Below are 23,362 nucleotides of genomic sequence, written 5' to 3'. Positions count from 1 at the left end.
GAGACGCCGTCACGCCTCCCAAACGGCCGCGGCCGTACGGTCGTCCGCATAACCCTTCACCCGTACTTGGGAGTCCGCGAGGAACGCGGCGAGACCGGGCGGCTCGGGGCGGGACCACCGCTCGGCGAGGTAGTCGCCCAGTTCGGGTTCGCCGCGCAGCGGGTCGGCGAGGCCGCCGCTGCACACGAGGAGCGTGTCGCCCGGGCGGGCGACGGAGGTACGGAAGCGGAAGGGTTCGCGGGGTGGTTCCGGGGCCGGTTCGTAGGGGCTGGGCGGGGTCGGGATGCCCAGGTCCATGGTGAGCCGGTCTCCGTCGGGCGTCTCGGAGGGGGGTGATCCGAACCCCACGACGGGTTCGCCCTTGATCTCGGCGACCTGGGGTTCTATGTCCTGCCACTCGCCGCCCCGCAGCCGGAACAGCCCGCCGGGCCCGACACCGAAGAAGACGCGCGTACGGCACTCGGGATCGGCCGGCAGCAGCAGACAGCGCAGGCCGGCCGCGTACTCCTCCGGGGCGACGCCCTGTTCGGCGGCGCTGGCGCGTAGCTTGCCGAGACTGCGGTCGGTGAGGCGGTGCAGTCCGGACTTCAGGTCGCCGCGCCGCCCCGCCCTTATGTCCTCCACGAGCCGCGCGTGACTGCGTCCGACGGCCCGCCCGATCCAGTGACAGGCCTCGGCGGCGGCCCGGTGCGCCCCCGGCGTGGCCCGGGCCCCGGTCGCCATCGCCACCAGCAGCAGCGCCTGCTCGCCCGTGCCGAACCGCGCGGTCAGCAGCGAGTCCCGCCGCGGCTCGCCCCGGTACCGCGCGGAGTCCCCCCGCACGGACACGGCCCGCACCGTGCAGGCCCCGTACCGGGCCCCGTCGAGCACGGTGTCCGCGACGAGGTCGTCCAGATCATCGGGATCGGCGAGCGGAAGCGCCGTGGGTTCCGCGTCGTAGGTGGGCGGCCGCGAGCCGACGTGGCCGCGGGGCCCCGGGGAGGACACGGGGCGCTCGAAGGCCGGTTCGGGTGGGTCGGGTGGAGGGTCCGCGGGTGGTGGTGGCGTGGGCGGGGAGTCGGCGGAGGGGGACGACGTGGGCGGAGGGCCGGCGGGGCGTGGCGGTGCGGGCGGCGGGTCGGCGGGGCGTGGTGGTGCGGGCGGCGAGTCGGTCGGGGCGGGGGGTGCGGTACCGCCGGGCCCGGGCTCGGCCGTGGGGCCCCTGGGCGGGGCGCCCGCCGTGGTGGAACGGGCCGCCTCGGGGCCCGGCCAGAAGGGAGGCGCCGGGGGTGGCGGGGGGACCGTCGGCGGGGCGGGGGGCGTCCGCTCCGGCCCCTGCCGTTTCGCCGCGGCCGGGAAGGTCACCGGGCCCGTGGGGCGCGCGGGCGGTGGTTCCCAGGGTGCGCGCTGCGGTGACGGGTCCGGGGCACGTGGGGCGTCCATGACGTCGTCGGCCCCGGACCGAGGCGCCGGCACCACCGGGTCCGAGACGGCCCTCTCCCCCGGCCCGGCTCCCGGAACACCCCTGCCGCCCACCGCCCCGGCCGCCGAGGCGAAGCGGTCGTCGAGGGAATCGGGTACGGGTGCGGGGCCCGTGTCGCCGGTGGAGTCGTCGTACAACTGCCCCCACCAGTCGTCCTCGGGACCGGTGGGCCTTCCCCCCTGCTGGCTCATGCCCCTGATTGTCCACCGCAAGGGCCGGATGAAAACGGGGGTTGGGAAAATACCGGCCTTCCACGACCCCGTGAAACGGCACGTCGAGTGAGCCGTAGAACGGTCATGCGATATGCGGGCTCCTGAGGGCGTATCGGCGGCCGCGACCGGCTGACCTGCGAGTCTGGACCATGTCCACGCTTCTGACCTGCGCCTTCTCCCGTGTTCCGGCAGGCTGGTCAGATGGGAGTGTGGGACCTCCTGCTGGTCGGGCTGGTCATCCTGCTCGGTCTGTACGGAGTACTGCTGCCCGCGGTGCCCGGATCATTGCTGGTGTGGGCCGCGGTCATGTGGTGGGCCCTGAAGGATCCGCAGCCCGTCGCATGGTGGGTGCTGGTGGGAGCCACGGTCCTGATGTTCGTCTCCCAGGGCGTGCGCTGGGCCCTGCCGCCCCGGCGGCTGCGGGCGAGCGGCGCCACCCACCGCATGTTGGCGTACGCCGGAGCGGGATCCACCCTCGGCTTCGTCCTGCTCCCGGTGCTCGGCGCGATCCCCGGCTTTCTGGCCGGTATCTACCTCGCCGAACGCCTCCGCCTCGGCCGCCACGCCGAGGCCGTCGCGGCCCTGCGCACGGCGATGCGCGCGGGCGGCTCCAGCGTGCTGGTGGAACTGTTCACCTGCCAGTTGATCGCTGCGGCCTGGGTGGGTGCCGTTCTCGGGGCGTGAGCCCCGAGACCCCCCGAGAACGGCCCCCGGCGCACCTCGGCGCCTACAGCACACCCTCGTGCGTCAGCAGCCGTACCTTGCGCTCCAGGCCGCCCGCGTAGCCGGTCAGGGTCCCGTCGGCGCCGATCACCCGGTGACACGGGCGGACGACCAGCAGCGGATTGGCGCCGATCGCCCCGCCCACGGCCCGTACGGCCGCCCTGGACGCTCCGATGCGCGCGGCGATCTCGCCGTACGTCACGGTCGAGCCGTACGGGACGTCGTCCAGCGCGGCCCACACCTTCTCCCGGAAGACGGAGCCGTCGGTGCGCCACGTCAGCCGGAACTCCTTCAGCTCCCCGGCGAAATAGGCGGCGAGCTGCTCCCCGGCCTCGCGGAAGGGCCCCGGGTCCTGCCGCCAGTCGTCCCGCACCACGCGTCCGCCCTTCTGCCCGGGCACGGACAGCGAGGTCAGCGCGCCGTCCAGGTCGGCGGTCAGGAGCAGCGGCCCGAGCGGGGAGGCCACGTCGGTCCAGTACGTCGAGGTCATCACAACTCCCACTTCCCTGCTGCGCGCAGGTGGTTCAAGGCGTACGAGCGCCAGGGGCGCCAGCTGTCGGGGACGTCGGCGCCGGGTGGGGCCACGTCCGGGTCGCCGAGGGCGCGGGTGCGGATCTCGGCGATGGTGCGGGCGTCCAGGCCGGGCACGGCGCGCAGGGCGTCCTGCGCGTCGTCCCGGTCGGCACCGGGGTCCAGGCGTACGGCGTGGTCGGCGAGGGCGGCGGTGAGCGCGCCGAGGGTGCCGCCGGGTTCGGCGCCGGCGAGGACGGCCGGCTCGGGGAAGAGGTGGGTGAGGCTGCCGCAGGGGGCGTCGAGGGCCTTGCCGTAGCGCCGTACGAGCCGTTCCGCCTCCGTCCGGCCGACCAGTGCGCGTACCGCGAGTTCCTCCGGGTCGGCGGTGCCCGGCGAGCGCAGGCCGGGCCGGGCGGTGACCAGGGGGGCGAGCACCGGGTCGGCGCCGAGGCGCTCGTCGACGGCGTAGGGGTCGGAGTCGAGGTCGAACTGCCGCCGCAGCCGCTGCACGGCGGTGGTGAGGTCGCGGGGGTCGGTGAGGTGCAGCCGGGCGTCGAGCCAGCCGCCCGGGTGGGCACCGGATCCGGTCCGGGCGGTGCCGGGGCGTTCGTCGACGGCGACGATGCCGGTGCCGTACGGGAGGCGGAGCGTGCGCCGGTAGGTACGCGCGCCGGGCGGGCCGCCGACCTCCTCGATGCCGGGCACCGCCTCGCGTTCCAGCAGGTCGAAGACGGGGCCGGCCTGGTACGGGCCGCGATGGGCGAGCCGTAGCGGGATCCCGGCGTCCGGGGTGGCCGTACGGCGGGCCCGGCCGCCCTTCGGCGCTGCGGCGGCGCGCAGCTCGCTCGGCGTCGACGCGTACACGGCCCGGATGGTGTCGTTGAACTGCCGGACGCTTGCGAAGCCCGACGCGAACGCGATCTCGGTGATCGGCAGGTCGGTGGTCTGCACGAGGACGCGCGCGGTGTGGGCGCGCTGGGCCCGGGCGAGGGCGACCGGCCCGGCGCCGAGCTCCGCGGTGAGCTGCCGCTGCACCTGCCGCGCGCTGTAGCCGAGCCGTCCGGCGAGCCCGGCGACACCCTCCCGGTCGACCACGCCGTCGGCGATCAGCCGCATGGCCCGGCCCACCACGTCCGCGCGGACGTTCCACTCGGCGGAGCCGGGCACGGCGTCCGGACGGCACCGCCGGCAGGCCCGGAAGCCCGAGCCCTGGGCGGCGGCGGCCGTGGCGAAGAACCGTACGTTGGCCCGCTTCGGGGTGACCGCGGGGCAGCTCGGCCGGCAGTAGATGCCGGTCGTCTCGACGGCGAAGAAGAAGGCGCCGTCGAAACGCCCGTCACGACTGCGTACGGCTTCGTACCGGGGGTCTCCCCCCGCGTCTGCGTCCCTGGTGTCGTCGTCCCTCACGCCGTCCAGTCTCCGCCGTCGGCGGGGTTGCCGCTGGCGGAAATCGGACACGGCGCTTCGAGCACGGCGCTGCGGACACCGGGCGGCTAGGAACGCCAGTGCGCTCCGCGCTTCGCCTCCATCGCGGCTTTCCCGATCGCGCCCTTGCGCTTCCAGTCCTTGCGGATCTCCGCCCGGAGCCGGGCGTCCGTCTTGGCGACGATGCGCTGGTTCTCCCGCAGGAGCTTGCGGTAGCTGAGCAGCCGCCGCTCCGGCAGGTCGCCGTCCTCGACGGCGGCCAGCACGGCACACCCCGGCTCCGCCTCGTGGGCGCAGTCGTGGAAGCGGCACCGCCCGGCCAGTTCCTCGATCTCGGAGAACACCTGCCCGACGCCGCTCTCGGCGTCCCACAGCCCGACACCCCGCAGTCCGGGCGTGTCGATCAGCACGCCCCCGCCGGGCAGCGCGAGCAGGTTGCGGGTGGTCGTGGTGTGCCGGCCCTTGCCGTCGACGTCCCGGGTGGCCTGGACGGCCATGACGTCCTCGCCGAGCAGCGCGTTGGCGAGGGTCGACTTGCCCGCGCCGGACTGCCCGAGCAGCACGGACGTACCACCGCCGACGATCGCCGCGACCACGTCGAGACCGGCCCCGTCCACAGCGCTGACCGGCACCACCGGCACGCCGGGCGCGCTGGTCTCCACGTCCTGGACGAGGTGGGCGACGGTGACGGCGTCCGGCACGAGGTCGGCCTTGGTGAGGACGACGACGGGCTGCGCCCCGGACTCCCAGGCGAGCGCGAGGAACCGTTCGACGCGGCCGAGGTCGAGCTCGACGGAGAGGGGCACGGCGACGATGGCGTGGTCGACGTTGGCCGCGAGGATCTGTCCCTCGGACCGCTTGGAGGAGGTGGAACGGACGAAGGCGGTGCGGCGCGGCAGGTACGTGCGGACGTAGCGCGGGTTCCCGCCGGGTTCGACGGCGACCCAGTCGCCGGTGCAGACGACCCGCAGGGGGTCGTGCGGGGTGACGAACGCCGTGTCGGCGCGCAGCACCCCGTCGGCGGTGACGACATCGCACTGTCCGCGGTCGACCCGGATCACGCGTCCGGGCAGCAGTCCTTCGGTGGTGTAGGGGGCGAACTCGTCCGCCCATGCGTCGTCCCAGCCGTAGGGGGCGAGGGCGGCGGAAACAGATGAGGCAGAGCTGGCAGTCAAGGGTGACCTTTCCCAGGTCGGCCCCGGCCCGACAGTCGGTCGGATCAGCCGGCGGCCGTGGAGGTGGACTTGATGGATTCCTGGATGCGGGCAGCGCCCGTCGCAATGACAGCCATCGATCAACACCTCCTCGGTCCTCGGCTCTTGGTGATCCCTCGGCTCTTGGTGGAACGCCGTCACGGTATCCCGTCACGGCCGAGTCGCGTCAACTGCTTTTCGCGCAGTCCTGGCCGTTCAGCGTGAAGTCGTACGGCGGGGAGTTCTTGCCGCGCCAGGAGGCGATGAAGCCGAAGGCCAGGTCGCCGCCCGCGGGGACCGACTTGTTGTAGTCGGCGGCGGTCGCGGTGACGCGGGAGCCGTCCTGGGAGACGGTGGCGTCCCACATCTGGCCGACGTGCTGGCCGTCGCGGAAGGACCAGGACACGCGCCAGGAGTCGAGGGACTTGCCGCTGGTGACGCTGACGGTGGCCTGGAAGCCGTCGGGCCACTGGTTGACCAGGTCGTATTCGACCCGGCAGGCGGGGCTCTCGCTCTCGTCGCCCTTCGTGGGAGAGGAGGTGCCCTGCGGTTCGGTGTGGCGGCTGCTGCTCTCCGGTTTGGAGGGCTTCTCCGACTTGCTCGTGTCCTGGGTGGTCTTGCCGGCCGGCTTCGAGGTCGCGGGAGGCAGTGTGGGGGCGGACGGCAGGGGCGGGTCGGGGTTGGGATCGGCCACCGGCTGACGGCCCACGTCGCCGCGCGCCCCGAGGTCGTCGCCGGAGCCGCCGAACGGCATCATCGAGACGCCGAGCGCGAGGACGGAGACCAGGACGGCGGCGACGAGGAGGCCGTTGCGGGCGACGCGCGCCTTCTGCTCCGCGTCCTCCGGTCCGTCGTTCGCCTTGTCCGCCGGGCCGGGGCGGCCGGCGCCGAGCCGGACCTCGGCCGCGCGGCGGCGGCGCTCCAGGTAGGCGAGGCCGCCCCAGCCGATCACCCCGCCGGCCAAGGCTCCGGGCAGTCCGCCGCCGTGCAGGCGCAGACAGGCCGCGGCCTCGGCGCACTGGACGCAGGTGGCGAGGTGCCGGGAGAGGTCACCCGGCGTGTCGGCGGCGGAGGAGCGGGTGACGGCGTCCAGCAGCCGGGCGTAGCTGCGGCACTGGGCGTCCATCGGGGTGTCGAGGTGGTTGCGGTGGCAGCGGTCCCGGAACAGGGTGCGCACCTGCTGGAGTTCGTCGGCGGCGGTGGCCGGGTCGAGACCCAGGCGGCGGGCGACCACGGACAGCGGCAGCGCCTCGACCTCGGCCAGCCACAGCAGTTCCGCGTCGGCCTGCTGGAGGTCGCGCAGGCCGCGCAGCGCGAGCGGGCGCGTCAGGGGCGGGCCGGTGTAGCGGTCGGCCTTGTCCGAGTTGAGCCACAGGCGCAGGTCGGGGTCGAGTTTGTGGCCCTGCCCCTCCTCTTCCCAGGCCGCGGCCGTGGTGCGTACGGCGGTCAGCAGCAGGGGTATCCGGGGCAGCCGGGCCGCGCGGCGGCCGGCGCTGCGCAGGCGGCCGGTTTCGGCCGCGCGGGCCTCACGCGTGCCGTGTGCGAACGCCTCGCGGCCCAGCTGTGCGGCGGCGGTGGAGCCGGAGGTGCACAGGTCGGCGTAGGCGAGGACCGCGTCCCAGCACTCGGAGAACAGCGCGGCCTCGGCGGCGTCCTGAGGGGTCGGCAGGTCGGGCATGGGTCTCCTGCATCCACAAGCGAGGTCAACTCACCGTATTGGCAATGGAGTTGGGGGGAACCTCGAAGGCAGGGCAAGAGCTTTTCACGCCACCCACACAACTGACAAGCGCCCTGTTCAGATATCACGACAGGGCGGCGTACCCCCACGGCTCCGGCGTCTGTATGCCGTACGGGCACAACCGCCCTGCGACTCAACGACGTACCGCAATGATGCACGACGTCATCGAAGCGTTATCAAACAGCGGTGGGTTCGTCCGCCGGCAGGCTGTCCATGAAGGAGCTGACCGAGAAGACCGCGCGTCCGGCGCCGGGGGGACCGTAGCCGGGGGGCGAGGAGAGCCCGAAGTCCTCCATGGTCTGCCGGTACGCCTGGAGCAGGCGGATGTGGTACTCCAGGGGCGCGCCCTGGGGGTTGGCCTTGCCGAGCGGCGTCGTGGGCTCCGGGCACCAGGTGGTGAAACGGGGCGTGATGCCGTGCGACATAAAGAACCGCAGGCCCTCGGTGGTGGAGGCGATGGCCTCGTCGACCGTGGTGAAGCCGAACGGCTCGGCCATCTCCACGCCCGCCACGAAGTTGGGGATGACGTTGCGCGCGCCGAAGATGTCCGCCGAGTCGAGGATGCGCTTGTGCCATTCGTCGCGGCCGACGTAGCGCTCCTTGCCGGGGCAGTACATCTTGAACAGGTACTCGTCCCACACCTCGTAGTTGGGGTGGTAGATCTGCACGCCGTAGTCCCTGAACCGCTGGACGTCGTCGCGCGGCAGCGCCTGGGCCACGACCTTGCCGATCCAGCGGCCGGGGAAGCGTTCCTCGATGGCCTTGGCGTAGTGGCCGTAGAAGTCGGCCTCGTCGCGTCCGGAGACCGTCTTGGTGATGGCGCCGCCGGTGAGGGTGTAGGCGGTGGAGGCCTTCGCCGTGTCGTAACGGTCGATGATCTCCAGGGCCTCCAGGACCTCCTCGACGTCCTTCACCCCGGTGTACGGGCGCCCGGCGGCCTTGTGCTGGCGCCAGTTGTGGTTGATGTCGCAGTACTGGCACTCCTCCTTGGCGCCGAAGTACTGGCAGACCCGGAAGACGGTCAGGTAGATCAGGTAGCCCCACTGGATGGTGGGGGCCACCTCCATGACCGACTTCCCGCTGGCGAGCGTGTGCCGGTAGTACTCGGGCATCGGCGGCACGCCGACGTCGGAGATCCGCTTGCCGTCGAGGTAGAGACCCAGGACGCCGTCCTCGTTCGCGGCGACGCGGTACGGCGAGGCCGGGTTGACGCGCACCGAGACCACGGTCCGGCGCAGGTCGTACGGGCCGCCGGTGAGGATGATCTCCTCGGGCGGCCGGCGCAGTGCCGCCTCGCCCAGCTCGGGCAGGGTGCCGTGGTCGAAGGAGAAGATGAAGTACGACTTCGGTTTGACCTCGCCGCCCTCGTTGTCGCTGAGCGCGGACGGGTCGAAGGCCACGCCGCCGCGGAGCAGATCCTCCTTGAAGACGGCCTCCCGCGGAACATGCGGGAATCGCTCCATCAGATCCTCGACCAGCGCGGTACGGCTGCCGCTGCCCATCCCGTCTCTCCTCCCGGCTCGGACGTACGACTCCTCACGGTATGCCCATGGGTGTGCGAGGCCGGTACCGGGTCCCCCCCGACTCGGACGTATGCCCCTCATGTCCGCACGTTGCCACCGGCCCGCGATCCGCTGCGTGACGACCTGTAGCGTGCCAGCGCGCGGCGGAGCACAGCCGCGGGCACGAAGGAGCGGGGATGCCAGGAATAGGCAGCAGGATCACACCACTGAGCAGGATGGGCGGCCTGGCCGTCGACCCGTGGAAGTCGGCGCGGCGCACGGCCGGGGTGGCGGCGTTCGGATGGGCGTCCGCGGCGGCCATCACTGGCCTCGCGTACCTGACCTTGGGCTCGAAGGCGGTCCCCATCATGGTCGGGGTGGCCCTGTGCATCACCTTCGCCTTGTTCTTGCTCCTTCTCCACCGAGCCGTGTGGCTGACCGCACTGTCCGCGGCGCCCGCGTTGTTCGTCCTCGTCGGGGCCGTCCAGTACGCGCCCGAGGCGGCCCTGGAACAGCGTGGCGTGCGCGAGAGCGTGGTGATCGTGGCCGACAGCGCGGCCGGCACGTCGAGCGAGAACCATCGCTTCACCCTCCGGGGCACGGACGGAAAGGAGCTGGAGGAGAAGCTGGGGTTCGATGGCGACGCCTGGGCCCCGGAGGTGGGTGACCGGCTCGACGTCATCCGCGACCCCGAAGGCGCCGTCCCCATGGAACAAGCGGATGACGTCGATGCCGCGGGCCGGCTGGGCGGCCTGATCGGCGGCACGGTGACGTGGACGCTGATGGCGGTGCTGGCGGGCTGGCGTGGCCATGTCCGCCGACGCCGGGGGCGCGACTCCCTGGTGTACCAGCTCCTGTGACCCGGAGCGAGCGTGAGCAGCCCGACGCCGGGACCGATGCGCTCACCGGGGGGTGTCTCCTGCTGCTCGTGCTGCTGGCGGACGCGGGGGCCGCATTTCTGGTCGTCATCCTGCTCGCGGTACGGGGGTGGCGCCGGATGGGCGCCGACGCCGGGCAGCCCCCGGCCGACCCGCCGCCCCCGGACTGGACCCCACTGCTGTCCTTCGGGGCCCTGGCCCTGGCAGTGGGAGTGACGGGCGTCCTGCTGCTGCGGGTCGGGAACCGGTTCATCGGGGCGGTCCAACTGGTGCTGTGCGTCCTCCTCGCGGTCCACGCGCTGGGGTCATGGCCCTGACCCGGGAACGAAGCAAGGCGGGCTAGGCCGCGCGCTCCAGCGCCGCCAGGTCGACCGCGTACGCCGGTTTCCCGCCTGCCCGCAGCCGTTCCGCCTCCTCGGCGACCGTCAGTCCGAGGCGGGCCAGCTCGTTGCCCTGGGAGCCCGCGAGATGGGGGGTGACGAAGGCCCCGGGCAGGTCGTAGAGGGGTGAGTCGGCGGGGAGCGGCTCGGGGTCGGTGACGTCGAGGATCGCGGTCAGGCGCCCGGCGCGCAGTTCCGACACGAGGGCGTCGTGGTCGACCAGGGCGCCGCGCGCGGTGTTGATGAGCACCGCCCCGTCGGGCATCAGGGCCAGCTCGCGGCGGCCGATCATGTGGTGGGTCTCGGGCGTCTCGGGGGCGTGGACGGTGACGATGTCGGACGTGCGCAGCAGGTCGTCCAGCGGCAGCAGCGGGACGCCGAGCGCGGCGGCCTCCTCCTCGTCGACGTACGGGTCGGTCAGGGCGGGCCGCAGATCGAAGGGGCGGAGCAGTTCGAGGACGCGGCGGCCGATGCGGGAGGCTCCGACGACGCCGACGCGGCGGCCGTAGTTGCCGATGCCGGGGAGGACGCCCCAGCCGGACGAGGTGCGGGTGGCGCGCATCCGGTCGCGGGCCACGAGGACGTCCTTCCCCGCGAGCAGGATCATGGCGAGGGTGTACTCCGCGACCGGCAGGGCGTTGGCGGCCGCGGCCGAGGAGACGGCGATGCCGCGCCGCCAGATCTCAGGGGTGGCGAAGGACTTGACCGACCCGGCCGAGTGCAGCACGGCGCGCAGCCGGGGGGCCGCGTCGAGGACCGCCTCGTCGAGCCGGGGACAGCCCCAGCCGGTCACCAGGATCTCGGTCCGGGCCAGCGCCTCGCGCACGTCCGGGTCGGTGAAGTCCCGCGCCACGAGCGCCGGATCGATGTCCACCGACTCGCGCAGCCTCGCCAGCACCTCCGGCGGGAAGACCTGCGGCACGTTCTCGGCGGTCATGGCGAACAGTGCCTGGGGGCGCTGGCTCAAGGAGGTGACCTTCCGGCTCGGTGGCGCGCCGAGGGACGGTTCAGCGAGCCACGCGTGGATGGGCGGCCCGGGACAGAAACCGCTCTCTACAACTTCTCCACGGTAGGCCGAGCCGGGCGGCCGGAGCAATGGACGGCAGGAGCGTCGGACGGCACGGCGAGATAGGTTCCGGCCGGGGGCTCTCCCGGTCCCCGCTGTCTCGGGGAAGGACGACGCGATGAACGGGACCGTGACCAACTGGGCGGGGAACATCACCTACGCGGCCAAGGAACTGCACCGGCCGGGCTCGCTCACCGCGCTGCGCACGCTCGTCGCGGACAGCGACCGCGTGCGGGTCCTGGGCAGCGGACACTCGTTCAACGAGATCGCCGAGCCGGGCGCGGAGGGCGTCCTGCTGTCGCTGGCGGACCTGCCCCCGGAGGTGGACGTCGACACGGCGGCCCGCACGGTCCGGGTCGGCGGTGGCGTGCGCTACGCGGAGCTGGCCCGCCGGGTGCACGCCGAAGGCCTGGCCCTGCCCAACATGGCGTCGCTGCCGCACATCTCGGTGGCCGGGTCGGTCGCGACCGGCACCCACGGCTCAGGCGTGCTCAACGGCCCGCTGTCGGCGGTCGTGCGCGAGGTGGAGCTGGTCACGGCGGACGGCTCGACGGTGACCATAGGCCGGGACGAGGAGCGGTTCGGCGGAGCCGTCACCTCGCTCGGGGCACTGGGCGTCGTCACCGCGCTCACGCTCGACCTGGAGCCGGCGTACGAGGTGGAGCAGCACGTTTTCACCGAACTGCCCTTCCGGGGAATGGACTCCGGCACGTTCGAGACGGTGATGGCGACGGGATACAGCGTCAGCCTGTTCACCGACTGGGGTGCGCCGGGCTTCCGGCAGGTGTGGCTCAAGCGGCGCTCCGACCAGGCGCTGCCCGCCTTCCCCTGGGCCGCTCCCGCCACCGAGAAGATGCATCCCGTGCCGGGTATGCCCGCGGTCAACTGCACCGAGCAGTTCGGTGTGCCGGGGCCGTGGCACGAGCGGCTGCCGCACTTCCGGGCGGAGTTCGTCCCGAGCAGCGGGGCGGAGTTGCAGTCGGAGTACCTGCTGCCGCGCGGGCACGCCGTCGAGATGCTGCACGCGCTCGACGCGATCCGGGAGACCATCGCCCCGGTCCTCCAGACCTGCGAGGTGCGCACGGTCGCCGGCGACGACCAGTGGCTGAGCCCCTGCTACGGGCGGGACACCGTGGCGGCGCACTTCACCTGGGTCGAGGACACGCCGGCGGTGCTGCCGGTGGTGCGGCGGGTCGAGGAGGCGCTGGCCCCGTTCGCGGCGCGTCCGCACTGGGGGAAGGTGTTCACCGTGCCCACCTCCGCCCTGCGCGGGCTGTATCCGCGGCTCGGCGATTTCCGCGCGCTGGCGCGGGAGCTGGACCCGCGGGGGACGTTCGCGAACGCCTTCGTGCGGGATGTGCTGACGCACGCGTAGCGGGCCGGCTCTCCGGCCGTCCGGCGGCGGACGGCCGGAGGGTCAGGCCGTGGCGCGCGGCCGACCGGGTCCACCGGTGGACGTGGTGCGGTCGGCCTCGTCCTCGGCGAGCAGGGAGAGCAGCGACGCCACGGTCAGACCGGCCTCGGCGGGGTGCCGCAGCACCTTGCCGGGGTCGATCCGGTACGTGTTGGTGCGGCCCTCCCGGGTGTGGGAGAGATAACCGTCCTGCTCCAGGTCGGCGATGATCTTCTGGACGGCGCGTTCGGTGAGCCGGCAGTGAGCCGCGATGTCCCGGATACGGGCGTTGTGGTTGTCGGCGATGGCTGCCAGCACGCGGGCATGGTTGGTGAGAAACGTCCATCCGGTGTGTGGCTCGGGCACTCCATCCATGCTCCCAGTCTACCGACCAGGCGTACACGTATTCAAAAACACGTACTGTGTTTCATGTATTGATTGACGGGTGTGGGGTAGAGGGGCAACGCTGGTAGGTGAAGGAACGGCGAACAGACAAGGGAGAACGGGGCCATGCCGGACCCTGTGCACTCGGTGGCGGCGATCCCGCCCTGCATGGCGACCATCGACGTCATGCCGGACGGCGACCGGATGACCGTCACCGTGTGGGGTGAACTCGACCTGGGCAGCCGGCGGCTGCTGCCGGAACTGCACGACATCCTCACGCTGTCGGGCACCGGCATCGACCTGCGTCTGGACGCGGTCGGGTTCTGCGACTGCTCCGGGCTGAACACGCTGCTCGACCTGCGGATGCGTGCCCTCGACGAGGGCAAGACGGTCACCGTCCACTCCTGCGGCCCCGCGGTCGAACGCGTTCTCGACCTGACCGGCACCCGGGAGCTGTTCGCGGCCCCGGGACCGCACCCCGACGCCGTACACCCGGCCACCGACGAGCCCGGTCCGCCCACGGGCGACGGGGACCAGGACCTCCGCGCCGAAGTCACCCAGCTGCGACGGGCCATGCAGACCCGGCCGACCATAGACCTGGCCCGCGGCATCCTGATGGCCTCCTTCGGCCTGAGCCCCGAGGGGGCCTGGAGCGTGCTGGTCAGGACCTCCCAGAACACGAACACCAAGCTGCACCATCTGGCCCGGGACCTGGTGGACACCGTGCACGGCAGTACGCTGCCCGAGCCGGTGCAGCAGCAACTCGCGGCGGCCGTCGCGAGCACGGCTCCCCGGAGCGAGGCGCCGACGTGCCCGGCGCAGGCGCCCTCACCCGAGGCATCACGGACATCGCCTGAGGCATCACGGGACATCGCCTGAGGCATCATGAGCAGAGTTCGGCCAGCCATCACCGGTCCCACCCGGCCCTCACCTGGAGTGCACTTTATAAAGCCCCTTTCCTAACCCCTTGTCGAAAGTCCCGGCAGCCCATAGCCTTGCGCCGCGCCGGTGCCGAAGTCGACCCGGCCCGAGCCGGCCTGGGAAGGGATGGGCACCCCGGTGAAGCGCACATCACGTGACATCCGCACCGCGAACCGCTACGAGGTGCTGCGCCAGATCATCGCCGAGTCACCGACCTCCCGGCAGGAGCTGGCGGCCGCCACGGGGCTCAGTCTCGCCACGGTCGCCACACTCGTCGGCGAGCTCCTCGACCTCCGCATGATCACGGAGGTCGGCTTCGAGGACTCGGCCGGCGGCCGCCCCCGGGGCCTGGTCGCGGTCAACAGCTCGGGGGGCGCGCTGATCGGCGTCGACATCGCCGAGACGTACGTCCATGTCGAGCTGTTCGATCTGGGGCTGAACGTTCTGGCCCGCGCCGAGGAGGACGTCCGCACCGGCGAGAGCCTGCCGGAGCAGGTGGTGGGCCATGTGGCCGCCGCGGTCGGCTCGGTGGTCACCCAGGCCGGCATCGAGGGCGCCCGGGTGCTCGGGGTCGGGGTGAGCGTGCCGGGGCAGGTGGACCGCGCCACCGGCACCTCGGAGTACGCGCCCAACTGGGACTGGCACGACGTACCGCTGCTCGACCTGCTCACCGAACACATCGCCTATCCCCTGTACCTGGACAACCCGCTGCGCGCCAGCGCGGTGGCCGAGCTGTGGTTCGGGGCCGCGCGCGGGCGGGGGAACGCCGTGGTGGTCAACCTCGGGACCGGGGTGGGCGCCGGGCTCGTCCTGGGCGGCGGGCTGCACCGCGGGGTCAGCAACAGCGCCGGCGAGTGGGGCCACACCACGATGGTCCTGGACGGACGCCTGTGCCGCTGCGGCAACCAAGGCTGCGTGGAGACGTACGTCGGCGCGCGCGGCATCATGCTGAACCTGCGCGAGATCGGCCCCGACAGCGCGCTGCTGCACCCGGACGACCAGACGGCGACCATCGACGCGCTGGCCCGCGGGCTCGCGGCGGACGACCCGGTGGCACGCCGGGCCGTCCATGAGACCGCGCGCTATCTGGGCGCCGGCGTCGCCGACCTGGTGAACCTGTTCAACCCCGAGATCGTCGTGCTGAGCAGCTGGGTCGCCCGCACACTGGGCGAACCGCTGCTGCACGAGGTGCGCGAGGCCGTCGCCCGGCACGCGCTGCCGCGGCCGCTGGCCGCCACCGAGATCGTCCTCTCCCCGATCCCCACCGACCCGGTGTGCCTGGGCGCGGCGACGTTCGCGCTCGAAGGGGCGCTCCAGACCGTCGGGCAGAAGAACGGCAAACGCACCGCACCCGGGAGGAACCGCACCAGCGCCCCGGCGCCGTAGCGCGGAACCAACTCCTCCACACCCCCCGCGCGTTCGAAATCGCGAACCGGGCACAACGCTTCGAACAGACTTCGTCCAACCCCTTGCCGAAGCCTTAGCCGAAGCTCTAGCGTCCCGCACCGCACCTCTCTTTGAGCCATCTGGCGCGAGGCCCCCGGGCCGTGAGCCATCAGGCAGTGAGCCGCAGAGCCGCAGCCGCACTCGAGACAAGGACGTCAGCATGTCGGCATCGAGCAACATGAACTGGGACCGCCGTAACGTACTGCGGGCCGCGATGGGCCTGGCCGCCGCCGGCGGACTGGCCGCGTGCGGCAGCAACACCGGACGGGGCGGCGGGTCCGGTTCGGGCACCAACCTGGTGCAGATGTTCCACGCGTACGGCGAGGCAGGCACCGAGCAGGCCATCAAGCGGTACGCGAAGGCGTACAAGGACGCCAACGTGACCACGCAGTGGATCACCAGCTCGGACTTCGAGAGCAAGCTGTTCTCGGCGCTGCTCACCAAGAACGCTCCGGACCTCTTCGAGTTCCACCCGCAGATCCAGATGGTCAAGAGCGGCCAGGTGGCGGACCTGACCGACATCATCGAGCCGGTCAAGGACGACTTCAACCCGGCCGACATCAAGTCGCACACGGTGGACGGGAAGATATACGGCGTCCGCATGATCGACGACCCGCAGTTCTTCTTCTACCGCAAGTCGATGCTGGAGAAGGCCAAGGTCGAGGTGCCGACCACGCTCGACGAGCTGATGGAGGCCGCCGCCAAGCTCACCACCGGCAAGGTCAAGGGCCTGTACATGGGCAACGACCTGCACAGCGTGAACGACACGTTGATCTGGTCGGCCGGCGCCCAGCACCTCGACGAGAAGAACCAGATCGCCTACCACACGGACGGCGTCGTCGAGGGCCTGAAGAAGATGCGCCAGCTGTTCACCAGCGGCGACCTTCTCCTCGGCGCTCCGACCGAGTCCTGGGACCCCTCCTCGTTCAACCAGGGCCTGTGCGCCATCCAGTTCTGCGGCATGTGGGCGATGCCGGCGATCCAGGACGCGCTCGGCGACGACTGGGGCGTCTTCCCCTTCCCGAAGGTCACGGACTCTGGGAAGCCGTCCGTCTACAACGGCGGCTGGTCGATGTTCGTCAACGCCAAGGGCAAGAACGTCGACGCGGCCAAGGAGTACGTGAAGTGGCTGTGGATCGACCAGGCGGAGTACCAGGAGGACTGGGCCACCTCCTACGGATTCCACATCCCGCCGCGCACCTCGATCGCCGCGAAGGCCGACAAGCTCAAGTCGGGGAACGCCGCTGAGGGCGTCAAGCTCTTCAACGAGTTCGGGCACTTCGACAACATCGGCTGGACCCAGGCCATGCGCACCGCTTTCGAGGACGTCTTCGCCAACTGCGTCCGCAAGAACATGGACCCGGAGAAGGCTCTCGACAGGTGCGACACGGCAGTCAACCGCGAGCTCAAGAAGCTGTTCGGATAGGTCGCGGGACGGACCACGACATGTCGACGACCACCAAGCTCGACGTCCCGGGCCCCGCCACGGCCAAGGCCTCCCCGGCCAAGCCGCGGCGGGGTCTGCGGGGCAGCCCGGCCTTCACCTTCTGGCTCTTCACCGGCCCGTTCCTGATCGGTCTGGCGATCTTCGTCTACGCGCCGATCCTCTGGAGCCTGTGGCTCAGCTTCTTCGAAGCCCGCTTCACCGTCACGCCCGACAAGTTCGTCGGCTTCGACAACTACGTCTACATGCTGACGAACGACGACTTCGTCGGCTCGCTCGGTACCTTCACCGTCTTTGCCGCGTTCATCGTGCCCACCACCTGGGCGCTCTCGCTGGGGCTGGCCCTGCTGGTGAACCGGCTGCGCTTCATGCGGGCGTTCTTCCGGTCGGTCTTCTTCCTGCCGACCGCGGTCAGCTACGTCGCCGCGTCGCTCATCTGGAAGATGTCCATCTTCAGCGGGGTCCGCTTCGGCCTGATGAACACGGTCCTCGGCTGGTTCGGGGTCGAGAACATCGCCTGGCTGATCGACCCCAACCCGCCCTGGTACTGGCTGGTCATCGTGACCGCCCGGCTGTGGCTGCAGTCCGGCTTCTACATGATCCTGTTCATCGCCGCGCTGCAGAACATCCCGGACGAGCTGTACGAGGCCGCCGCCATCGACGGCGCCAAGTCGGGCTGGCAGACCTTCTGGCACATCACCCTGCCCCAGCTGCGGGCCACGTCCACCGCGGTGATCCTGCTGCTGCTCGTCGCCGCCTACCAGGCCTTCGACGAGTTCTTCAACCTGCTGTCGAAGACCACCTGGGGCCGCCCACCCCTCATGGAGCTGTACTACAAGGCCCTCGGTGAAAGCCAGGACTACGGCGCCGGCAGCGCGGGCGCACTCATCCTGACCGTGCTGATCTGCGCCGTGACCCTGCTCCAGGGCAAGATCATGGGCTTCGGAAGGGGGGACGAGTCCAAGTGACCACCATCATCCCCAAGGTGCGCAAGTCCGCACCGAAGTCGGACACACCCAGCCGGGTCAGGCGCGGCGGCGGCGTGATGAGCTCCACCGGCCTCTACATCGCCACCGGCGTCGCCGCCCTGCTCTTCCTGATCCCGTTCTACATCCTCGTCCGCAACGCCCTCTCCACCGACGCCGAGATCACCGGAGAGACCTGGAAGTTCTTCCCCACGGACATCCAGTGGGGCAACATCAGCGAGCTCTTCGGCGACGAGACGGTCCCCTTCGCCCAGACCCTGTGGAACTCGGCGGTCGTGGCCACCCTGCACACCGTCGGCGTCCTGCTGGTGTGCTCCCTCGCGGGCTACGGTCTGGCCCGCATCCCGTACAAGCACGCCAACAAGGTGTTCTACGCCGTTCTGGGAACCCTGATGGTCCCGACCGCCGTCACCTTCGTGCCGAGCTTCGTGCTCGTCTCCTCGCTCGGCTGGGTGGACACCTACCGCGGTCTCATCATTCCGGGCCTGTTCAGTGGTTTCACCTGCTTCCTCTTCCGGCAGTACTTCCTGGGGTTCCCCAAGGAGCTGGAGGAGGCGGCGCGCATGGACGGACTGGGTTACTGGGGTGCGTACTGGCGTGTCGTCGTACCCAACTCGCTGAACTTCTTCGCGGCGATGGCGACCATCACCTTCATCGCGGGCTGGAACGCCTTCCTGTGGCCGCTGGTCATCGGGCAGGACCCGAGTTCGTGGACCGTCCAGGTGGCGCTCTCCAGCTACATGACCAACCAGACCGTCGTCTTCCACATGATCTTCATGGCCACGGCCATTTCCATCCTGCCCCTGGTGTTCGTCTTCCTCTTCCTCCAGCGCTGGCTGGTGCAGGGGATCGCCCAGACCGGTATCAAGGGCTGAGCAAGGAGACCGATGTCTTTCCGCTCCACCTCCGTCGACTACGTCGAGGACGTCTCCCCGGGCAGCGGGGCCCTGCCGCCCCGCGCCTGGTACGCGTCCTCGGACGCGCGGTCCCTGTCCCTGAACGGCAGCTGGCGCTTCCGGCTGTCCGCGACGATCGACGCCGAGGACGACTCGTTCGCCGAGGAGGGCTACGAGGCCGGGGACTGGGCCGAGGTCACGGTCCCCGGGCACTGGGTCCTCCAGGGCGACGGGGCGTTCGGGTCCCCGATCTACACCAACCACCTCTACCCCTTCCCGGTGGACCCGCCGCACGTCCCGACGGAGAACCCGACCGGTGACCATCTGCGCGTCTTCGACCTGCCCTCCGACTGGCCGTCGGACGGCGCGGTGGTGCTGCGGTTCGACGGTGTCGAGTCCTGCGCCCGGGTGTGGCTGAACGGCACGGAGCTCGGCGAGTTCAAGGGCTCCCGGCTGCCGCACGAGTTCGCCGTCGGGCACCTGCTGAAGCCGGGCGAGAACGTGCTGGCCGTGCGCGTGCACCAGTGGTCTGCCGGGTCGTACCTGGAGGACCAGGACCAGTGGTGGCTGCCGGGCATCTTCCGTGACGTGACGCTGCTGCACCGCCCGGCGGGCGGCGTGGGCGACTTCTTCGTGCACGCCTCCTACGACCACACCACCGGCGAGGGCACCCTGCGCGTCGACTCCGACGTCGACGGGCGAGTGACCGTCCCCGCCCTCGGCATCGACGTCGCCACCGGCGAGTCGGTGACGGTCGCGGTCGAGCCGTGGACGGCCGAGACGCCGAAGCTCTACGACGGCGTGCTGGCCACCGAGGGCGAGCGGGTGCCGCTGCGGATCGGCTTCCGCACGGTCGTCCTGGAGGACGGGCTCATCAAGGTCAACGGCACGGCCGTCCTCTTCAAGGGGGTCAACCGGCACGAGTGGCATCCCGAGCAGGGCCGCGCGCTCGACCTGGAGACCATGCGCGAGGACGTGCTGCTGATGAAGCGGCACAACCTCAACGCCGTGCGCACCTCGCACTACCCGCCGCACCCGGCCTTCCTCGACCTGTGCGACGAGTACGGCCTGTGGGTCATCGACGAGTGCGATCTGGAGACCCACGGCTTCACCGAGCAGGACTGGCGGGACAACCCGGTCGACGACGACCGCTGGACCCCGGCCCTGCTGGACCGTGCCGCGCGGATGGTCGAGCGGGACAAGAACCACCCGTCGATCGTGTTCTGGTCGCTGGGCAACGAGGCCGGCACCGGGCGCGGGCTCACCGCCATGGCCGAGTGGATCCACGACCGCGACCCCGAGCGCCTGGTGCACTACGAGGGCGACTGGAACTGCCGCGACACGGACGTGTACTCGCGGATGTACGCCTTCCACGACGAGGTAGACAAGATCGGGCAGCGGCTCGACGGCGGCACCCGCAAGCGCCGCGAGCTGCCGTTCATCCAGTGCGAGTACGGGCACGCGATGGGCAACGGCCCCGGCGGGCTCGCCGACTACCAGGAGCTGTTCGAGAAGCACGAGCGGCTCCAGGGCGGGTTCATCTGGGAGTGGATCGACCACGGCGTCAAGCACCCCGAGCTGGGCTACGCCTACGGCGGTGACTTCGGCGAGGAGCTGCACGACGGCAACTTCGTCTGCGACGGGCTGGTCTTCCCGGACCGGACTCCGTCGCCGGGCCTCGTCGAGTACAAGAAGGTCATCGAGCCGGTCCACATCGAGGGCGACGGCGCGAACGGCCTCGTGCGGATCACCAACAAGCAGGACTTCGCCGACCTGTCCGCGCTGGCCTTCGAGTGGTCGTGCCAGGTGGACGGCGAGACGGTCGAGTCGGGTTCGCTGTCGGTGCCGGCGCTGGCGCCGGGCGAGAGCGCCGAGGTGAAGCTGCCGGAGCCGCCCGTGGACGGCCGGGGCGGCGAACGCCAGTGGACCGTCCGGGCGCTGCTCGCCGACGACACGCTGTGGGCCGCGAAGGACCACGTCGTGGCCTGGGGGCAGTTCGCCGCGGGGGCACGGCCGCTGCCGACCTTCCCCGCGACCGACCGGCCCGTGCGCGACGGGGACCGCTTCACCCTCGGTCCGGCCGCGTTCGACGCCCGCACCGGTGCGCTGCGGTCGATCGGCGGCGTCGAGGTGAGCGCCCCGCGGCTGGACGTGTGGCGGGCGCCGACCGACAACGACGACGGCGCGGAGTGGCAGACCGACACCCGCTACGGGATGCTGTGGCGCACGCTCGGCCTGCACCGCATGCAGCACCGCCTGGTCTCGGTCGAGGCGGGCGACGACGCGCTGACGGTCCGCACCCGGGTGGCGCCCGCCGCCCGCGAGGTGGGCCTGGACACGGTGTACCGCTGGACGTCCGACGGCGAGCGGCTGCGGCTGAGCGTGTCCGTGACGCCGGAAGGCGACTGGACGCTGCCGCTGCCCCGGCTCGGCGTCCGCTTCGGGCTGTCGGAGGCCGACCGGGTCGAGTGGTTCGGCGGCGGTCCGGGCGAGGCGTACCCGGACACCCGGGCGGCGTCCATGGTGGGCCGCTGGCAGTCGACCGTGGACCGGCTCCAGACGCCGTACGTCCGCCCGCAGGAGAACGGCGCCCGCGCCGACGTCCGCTGGGTGGAGCTCGGCGGTCTGCGGATCGAGGGCGACCCGGAGTTCTGGTTCACCGCGCGGCGCTGGACCACCGAGGAGCTGGACGCGGCCCGGCACCGCACCGACCTCACACCCGGCGACACGGTGTGGGTCAACCTCGACCACGGGCAGCACGGCATCGGCTCGCAGTCCTGCGGCCCGGGTCCGCTGCCGCAGTACTTCCTGAAGGCCGAGCCCGCGGAGTTCGCGTTCGTGTTCTCGAGCGCCAGGTAAGAAATCGATGTAAGAACTCGATTAATCGATTGACCCATTGATCGACATTCCGACAGGGTCGGGACGTCGTCCGCGGCCGGTCGGCCCTCGAAGCCGACCGGCCGCACCTGCGTTCCCCGCAAGGAAGTTGGTGAGCCGGTTGAGTGCCGCCATCGAGGTCCGGGGGCTGTCCCGCACCTTCCACACCACCGTCCGCCGTCCCGGTTTCCTGGGCGCCGTCAGATCACTGGTCAATCCCGAGCGGGTGGCCAAGCACGCCGTCTCCGACATCACCTTCGACGTGTCCCCGGGCGAACTCCTCGCCCTGCTCGGCCCGAACGGCGCCGGCAAGTCCACCACCATCAAGATGCTGACCGGCATCCTCACGCCCACGTCCGGCGAGGCCCGGGTCGCGGGCGTGGTGCCGTACGGGGAGCGGGAGCGCAACGCCCGTAACGTCGGCGCGGTGTTCGGGCAGCGCACCCAGCTGTGGTGGGACCTGCCGGTGCGCGAGTCGTTCGCGATCCTGCGGGACATCTACGAGGTGCCGAAGGCCGAACACGCCGCCCGGCTCAAGGAGTTCGACGACATCCTGGACCTGTCCTCGTTCTGGGACACCCGGGTCCGCCACCTCTCCCTCGGCCAGCGGGTGCGCAGCGACCTGGCCGCCGCCCTGCTGCACGACCCGCCGGTGGTGTTCCTGGACGAGCCGACGATCGGCATGGACGTGGTGGTCAAGGAGCAGGTGCGGGAGTTCCTGCGCCACCAGGTCGAACAGCGCGGCCGTACGGTGCTGCTGACCACGCACGACATGACGGAGGTCGAGCGGCTCGCCGAGCGGGTGGTGCTGGTCAACCACGGCCGGCTGGTCCTGGACGGCACCCTCGGCGAGATCCGCCGCAAGTTCGGCTCGACCTGGCAGGTGCGGGCCACGCTCGCCGACGCGCACACCGAGGTCGTACCGCCGCCCGGCATCACGCTGCTGCGGCACAGCGGCGCGCAGGTCGTCTTCGGCCCCGACGGGGCGGACGCGCCCACCGTCCACCAGGCGCTGAAGGCCGTGATCGAGCGGTTCGAGGTGACGGACATCGCCCTGGACGAGGCGGATTTGGAAGACGTGATGCGGGCCGCGTACGTGCACGCCGGGGAGGTGTGACGTGGCCGTGCCGCACGCCTGGCGCGCCGCCCGCGTCACCCCGCTCGGCGAGCTGAACGCGCCGCCCCGGATGACCGCCGTCGCGCTCCGGCTGGCCGTTCAGGTGGTGCTGGTCTGGTCGCTGTGGCGCGGCCTGTACGCGCAGACCGGCACGACCGCCGGCCTGAGCCGCGACCAGGCGGTCACGTACGCCGTGCTGGCCGTACTGGCGTCCCGGCTGCGGGAGCTGGACCAGTACGCGGGCCGGGACACGGTCCTCCAGCACATGCACTTCGGCACCATCGTCTACTGGTACCTGCGCCCGCTGCCGCCGCAGCGCTACTACGCCCTGCGGGCCGCCGGGGAGCAGCTGTACGGGCTCGCGTGGGCGCTGACGGGGTACGTGATCTGCCTGGGTGCGGTGGTCGTCGAGCCGCCCGGTTCGGCCTCGGTGGCCGGGGTGTTCGTGCTGAGCATGCTGCTGGGCCAGTGGGTCCTGTACTACGTCATGCTCGTGCTCGACCAGCTGTGCTTCTGGACGGTCCGCAACACCGCCGCGATGCTCATCCTGCTGTTCGCGCAGAACCTGCTGTCCGGGGTGTACGCGCCGCTGTGGTTCTTCCCGGACTGGTTCGTGACGATGAGCGCCTTCCTGCCCTTCCAGGCGACGCTGAGCGTGCCGCTGTCGCTGTACGTGGGGCGGATCCCCCTGTCCGACGCGGCCTTCCAGCTCTCCGTTCAGGCCGCGTGGGTCGTGGTGCTGGCGCTGTTCACCCGGCTGCTGTGGCGGCGGGCCGCCCGGCGCGTGATCTCGCAGGGAGGCTGAG

General features: G+C 71.5%; 20 protein-coding genes. 12 read left to right on the top strand and 8 right to left on the bottom strand.

Going from position 1 to position 23,362, the window contains the following annotated elements; all coding sequences use genetic code 11:
* Positions 1-9: 9 nt before the first annotated feature.
* On the bottom strand, positions 10-1,653 hold the full coding sequence (locus tag QC385_RS13850; RefSeq protein ID WP_279541602.1) for a protein phosphatase 2C domain-containing protein: 1,644 nt from the start codon (positions 1,651-1,653) through the stop codon (positions 10-12).
* A 222-nt stretch (positions 1,654-1,875) separates the two neighbouring features.
* Here QC385_RS13850 and QC385_RS13845 point away from each other — a divergent pair, with 222 nt between their 5' ends.
* Positions 1,876-2,358 carry a DUF456 domain-containing protein gene (locus QC385_RS13845; protein ID WP_279541601.1) on the top strand — a complete coding sequence of 161 codons (483 nt, stop codon included), beginning with the start codon at positions 1,876-1,878 and terminating at the stop codon, positions 2,356-2,358.
* A 43-nt stretch (positions 2,359-2,401) separates the two neighbouring features.
* Here QC385_RS13845 and QC385_RS13840 read toward each other — a convergent pair whose 3' ends face one another.
* The 5 genes from QC385_RS13840 to QC385_RS13820 all read right to left on the bottom strand — a co-directional run bounded on the left by QC385_RS13840 (position 2,402) and on the right by QC385_RS13820 (position 8,768).
* The gene (locus QC385_RS13840) at positions 2,402-2,887 is read right to left on the bottom strand and encodes a methylated-DNA--[protein]-cysteine S-methyltransferase (protein WP_279541600.1); all 486 of its coding nucleotides are present in this window, start codon (positions 2,885-2,887) and stop codon (positions 2,402-2,404) included.
* A complete protein-coding gene (locus QC385_RS13835; protein ID WP_279541599.1) occupies positions 2,887-4,317 on the bottom strand; it encodes a DNA-3-methyladenine glycosylase 2 family protein in 1,431 nt (476 codons plus the stop codon). Before QC385_RS13835 ends, QC385_RS13840 begins: the two co-directional genes overlap by 1 nt.
* An 86-nt stretch (positions 4,318-4,403) precedes the next feature.
* A complete protein-coding gene (rsgA, locus tag QC385_RS13830; RefSeq protein ID WP_279541598.1) occupies positions 4,404-5,510 on the bottom strand; it encodes a ribosome small subunit-dependent GTPase A in 1,107 nt (368 codons plus the stop codon).
* 205 nt (positions 5,511-5,715) lie between these two features.
* On the bottom strand, positions 5,716-7,206 hold the full coding sequence (locus QC385_RS13825) for a cellulose-binding domain-containing protein (protein ID WP_279541597.1): 1,491 nt from the start codon (positions 7,204-7,206) through the stop codon (positions 5,716-5,718).
* A gap of 236 nt (positions 7,207-7,442) precedes the next feature.
* Positions 7,443-8,768: a radical SAM protein gene (locus QC385_RS13820; RefSeq protein ID WP_279541596.1), complete on the bottom strand. Its 1,326-nt coding sequence runs from the start codon at positions 8,766-8,768 to the stop codon at positions 7,443-7,445.
* Between the two features lie 197 nt (positions 8,769-8,965).
* On the opposite strand from QC385_RS13820, the gene QC385_RS13815 reads away from it, so the two are divergent.
* Complete coding sequence (locus tag QC385_RS13815) at positions 8,966-9,628, top strand: hypothetical protein (RefSeq protein ID WP_279541595.1); 663 nt, start codon at positions 8,966-8,968, stop codon at positions 9,626-9,628.
* The gene (locus QC385_RS13810) at positions 9,625-9,963 is read left to right on the top strand and encodes an inner-membrane translocator (RefSeq protein WP_279541594.1); all 339 of its coding nucleotides are present in this window, start codon (positions 9,625-9,627) and stop codon (positions 9,961-9,963) included. Before QC385_RS13815 ends, QC385_RS13810 begins: the two co-directional genes overlap by 4 nt.
* 22 nt (positions 9,964-9,985) lie before the next feature.
* Here the strand turns inward: QC385_RS13810 and QC385_RS13805 are convergent, their stop codons facing one another.
* On the bottom strand, positions 9,986-10,993 hold the full coding sequence (locus QC385_RS13805) for a hydroxyacid dehydrogenase (protein WP_279541593.1): 1,008 nt from the start codon (positions 10,991-10,993) through the stop codon (positions 9,986-9,988).
* A 217-nt stretch (positions 10,994-11,210) separates the two neighbouring features.
* Between QC385_RS13805 and QC385_RS13800 the strand changes: the two genes are divergently transcribed.
* Positions 11,211-12,467, top strand: coding sequence for an FAD-binding protein (locus QC385_RS13800; RefSeq protein ID WP_279541592.1), 1,257 nt, complete (start codon positions 11,211-11,213; stop codon positions 12,465-12,467).
* A 42-nt stretch (positions 12,468-12,509) separates the two neighbouring features.
* Here QC385_RS13800 and QC385_RS13795 read toward each other — a convergent pair whose 3' ends face one another.
* Entirely contained in the window at positions 12,510-12,860 is a 351-nt protein-coding gene (locus QC385_RS13795) for a helix-turn-helix transcriptional regulator (RefSeq protein ID WP_279541591.1), read from the bottom strand.
* Between the two features lie 135 nt (positions 12,861-12,995).
* On the opposite strand from QC385_RS13795, the gene QC385_RS13790 reads away from it, so the two are divergent.
* The 8 genes from QC385_RS13790 to QC385_RS13755 all read left to right on the top strand — a co-directional run bounded on the left by QC385_RS13790 (position 12,996) and on the right by QC385_RS13755 (position 23,361).
* Positions 12,996-13,748: an ANTAR domain-containing protein gene (locus QC385_RS13790; RefSeq protein ID WP_279541590.1), complete on the top strand. Its 753-nt coding sequence runs from the start codon at positions 12,996-12,998 to the stop codon at positions 13,746-13,748.
* 168 nt (positions 13,749-13,916) lie between these two features.
* Positions 13,917-15,176, top strand: a complete 1,260-nt coding sequence (locus QC385_RS13785) for an ROK family transcriptional regulator (RefSeq protein WP_443032900.1) — start codon at positions 13,917-13,919, stop codon at positions 15,174-15,176.
* 220 nt (positions 15,177-15,396) lie between these two features.
* On the top strand, positions 15,397-16,662 hold the full coding sequence (locus QC385_RS13780) for an ABC transporter substrate-binding protein (protein WP_279541588.1): 1,266 nt from the start codon (positions 15,397-15,399) through the stop codon (positions 16,660-16,662).
* Positions 16,663-16,682: 20 nt separating this feature from the next.
* Positions 16,683-17,648 (top strand): carbohydrate ABC transporter permease, encoded by a 966-nt coding sequence (locus tag QC385_RS13775; RefSeq protein ID WP_279541587.1) that lies wholly within the window; start codon positions 16,683-16,685, stop codon positions 17,646-17,648.
* On the top strand, positions 17,645-18,541 hold the full coding sequence (locus tag QC385_RS13770; protein WP_279541586.1) for a carbohydrate ABC transporter permease: 897 nt from the start codon (positions 17,645-17,647) through the stop codon (positions 18,539-18,541). The genes QC385_RS13775 and QC385_RS13770 overlap by 4 nt, the downstream gene beginning before the upstream one ends.
* 12 nt (positions 18,542-18,553) lie before the next feature.
* On the top strand, positions 18,554-21,421 hold the full coding sequence (locus QC385_RS13765) for a glycoside hydrolase family 2 TIM barrel-domain containing protein (protein WP_279541585.1): 2,868 nt from the start codon (positions 18,554-18,556) through the stop codon (positions 21,419-21,421).
* A 139-nt stretch (positions 21,422-21,560) separates the two neighbouring features.
* The gene (locus QC385_RS13760) at positions 21,561-22,556 is read left to right on the top strand and encodes an ABC transporter ATP-binding protein (protein WP_279541653.1); all 996 of its coding nucleotides are present in this window, start codon (positions 21,561-21,563) and stop codon (positions 22,554-22,556) included.
* Position 22,557: 1 nt separating this feature from the next.
* Positions 22,558-23,361, top strand: coding sequence for an ABC-2 family transporter protein (locus tag QC385_RS13755; protein WP_279541584.1), 804 nt, complete (start codon positions 22,558-22,560; stop codon positions 23,359-23,361).
* Position 23,362 lies beyond the last annotated feature (1 nt).

The organism is Streptomyces sp. DH10, assembly GCF_029813805.1.
GTDB classification, from domain to species: domain Bacteria; phylum Actinomycetota; class Actinomycetes; order Streptomycetales; family Streptomycetaceae; genus Streptomyces; species Streptomyces coeruleofuscus.
This window is presented reverse-complemented; position numbering and strand designations above follow the sequence as displayed.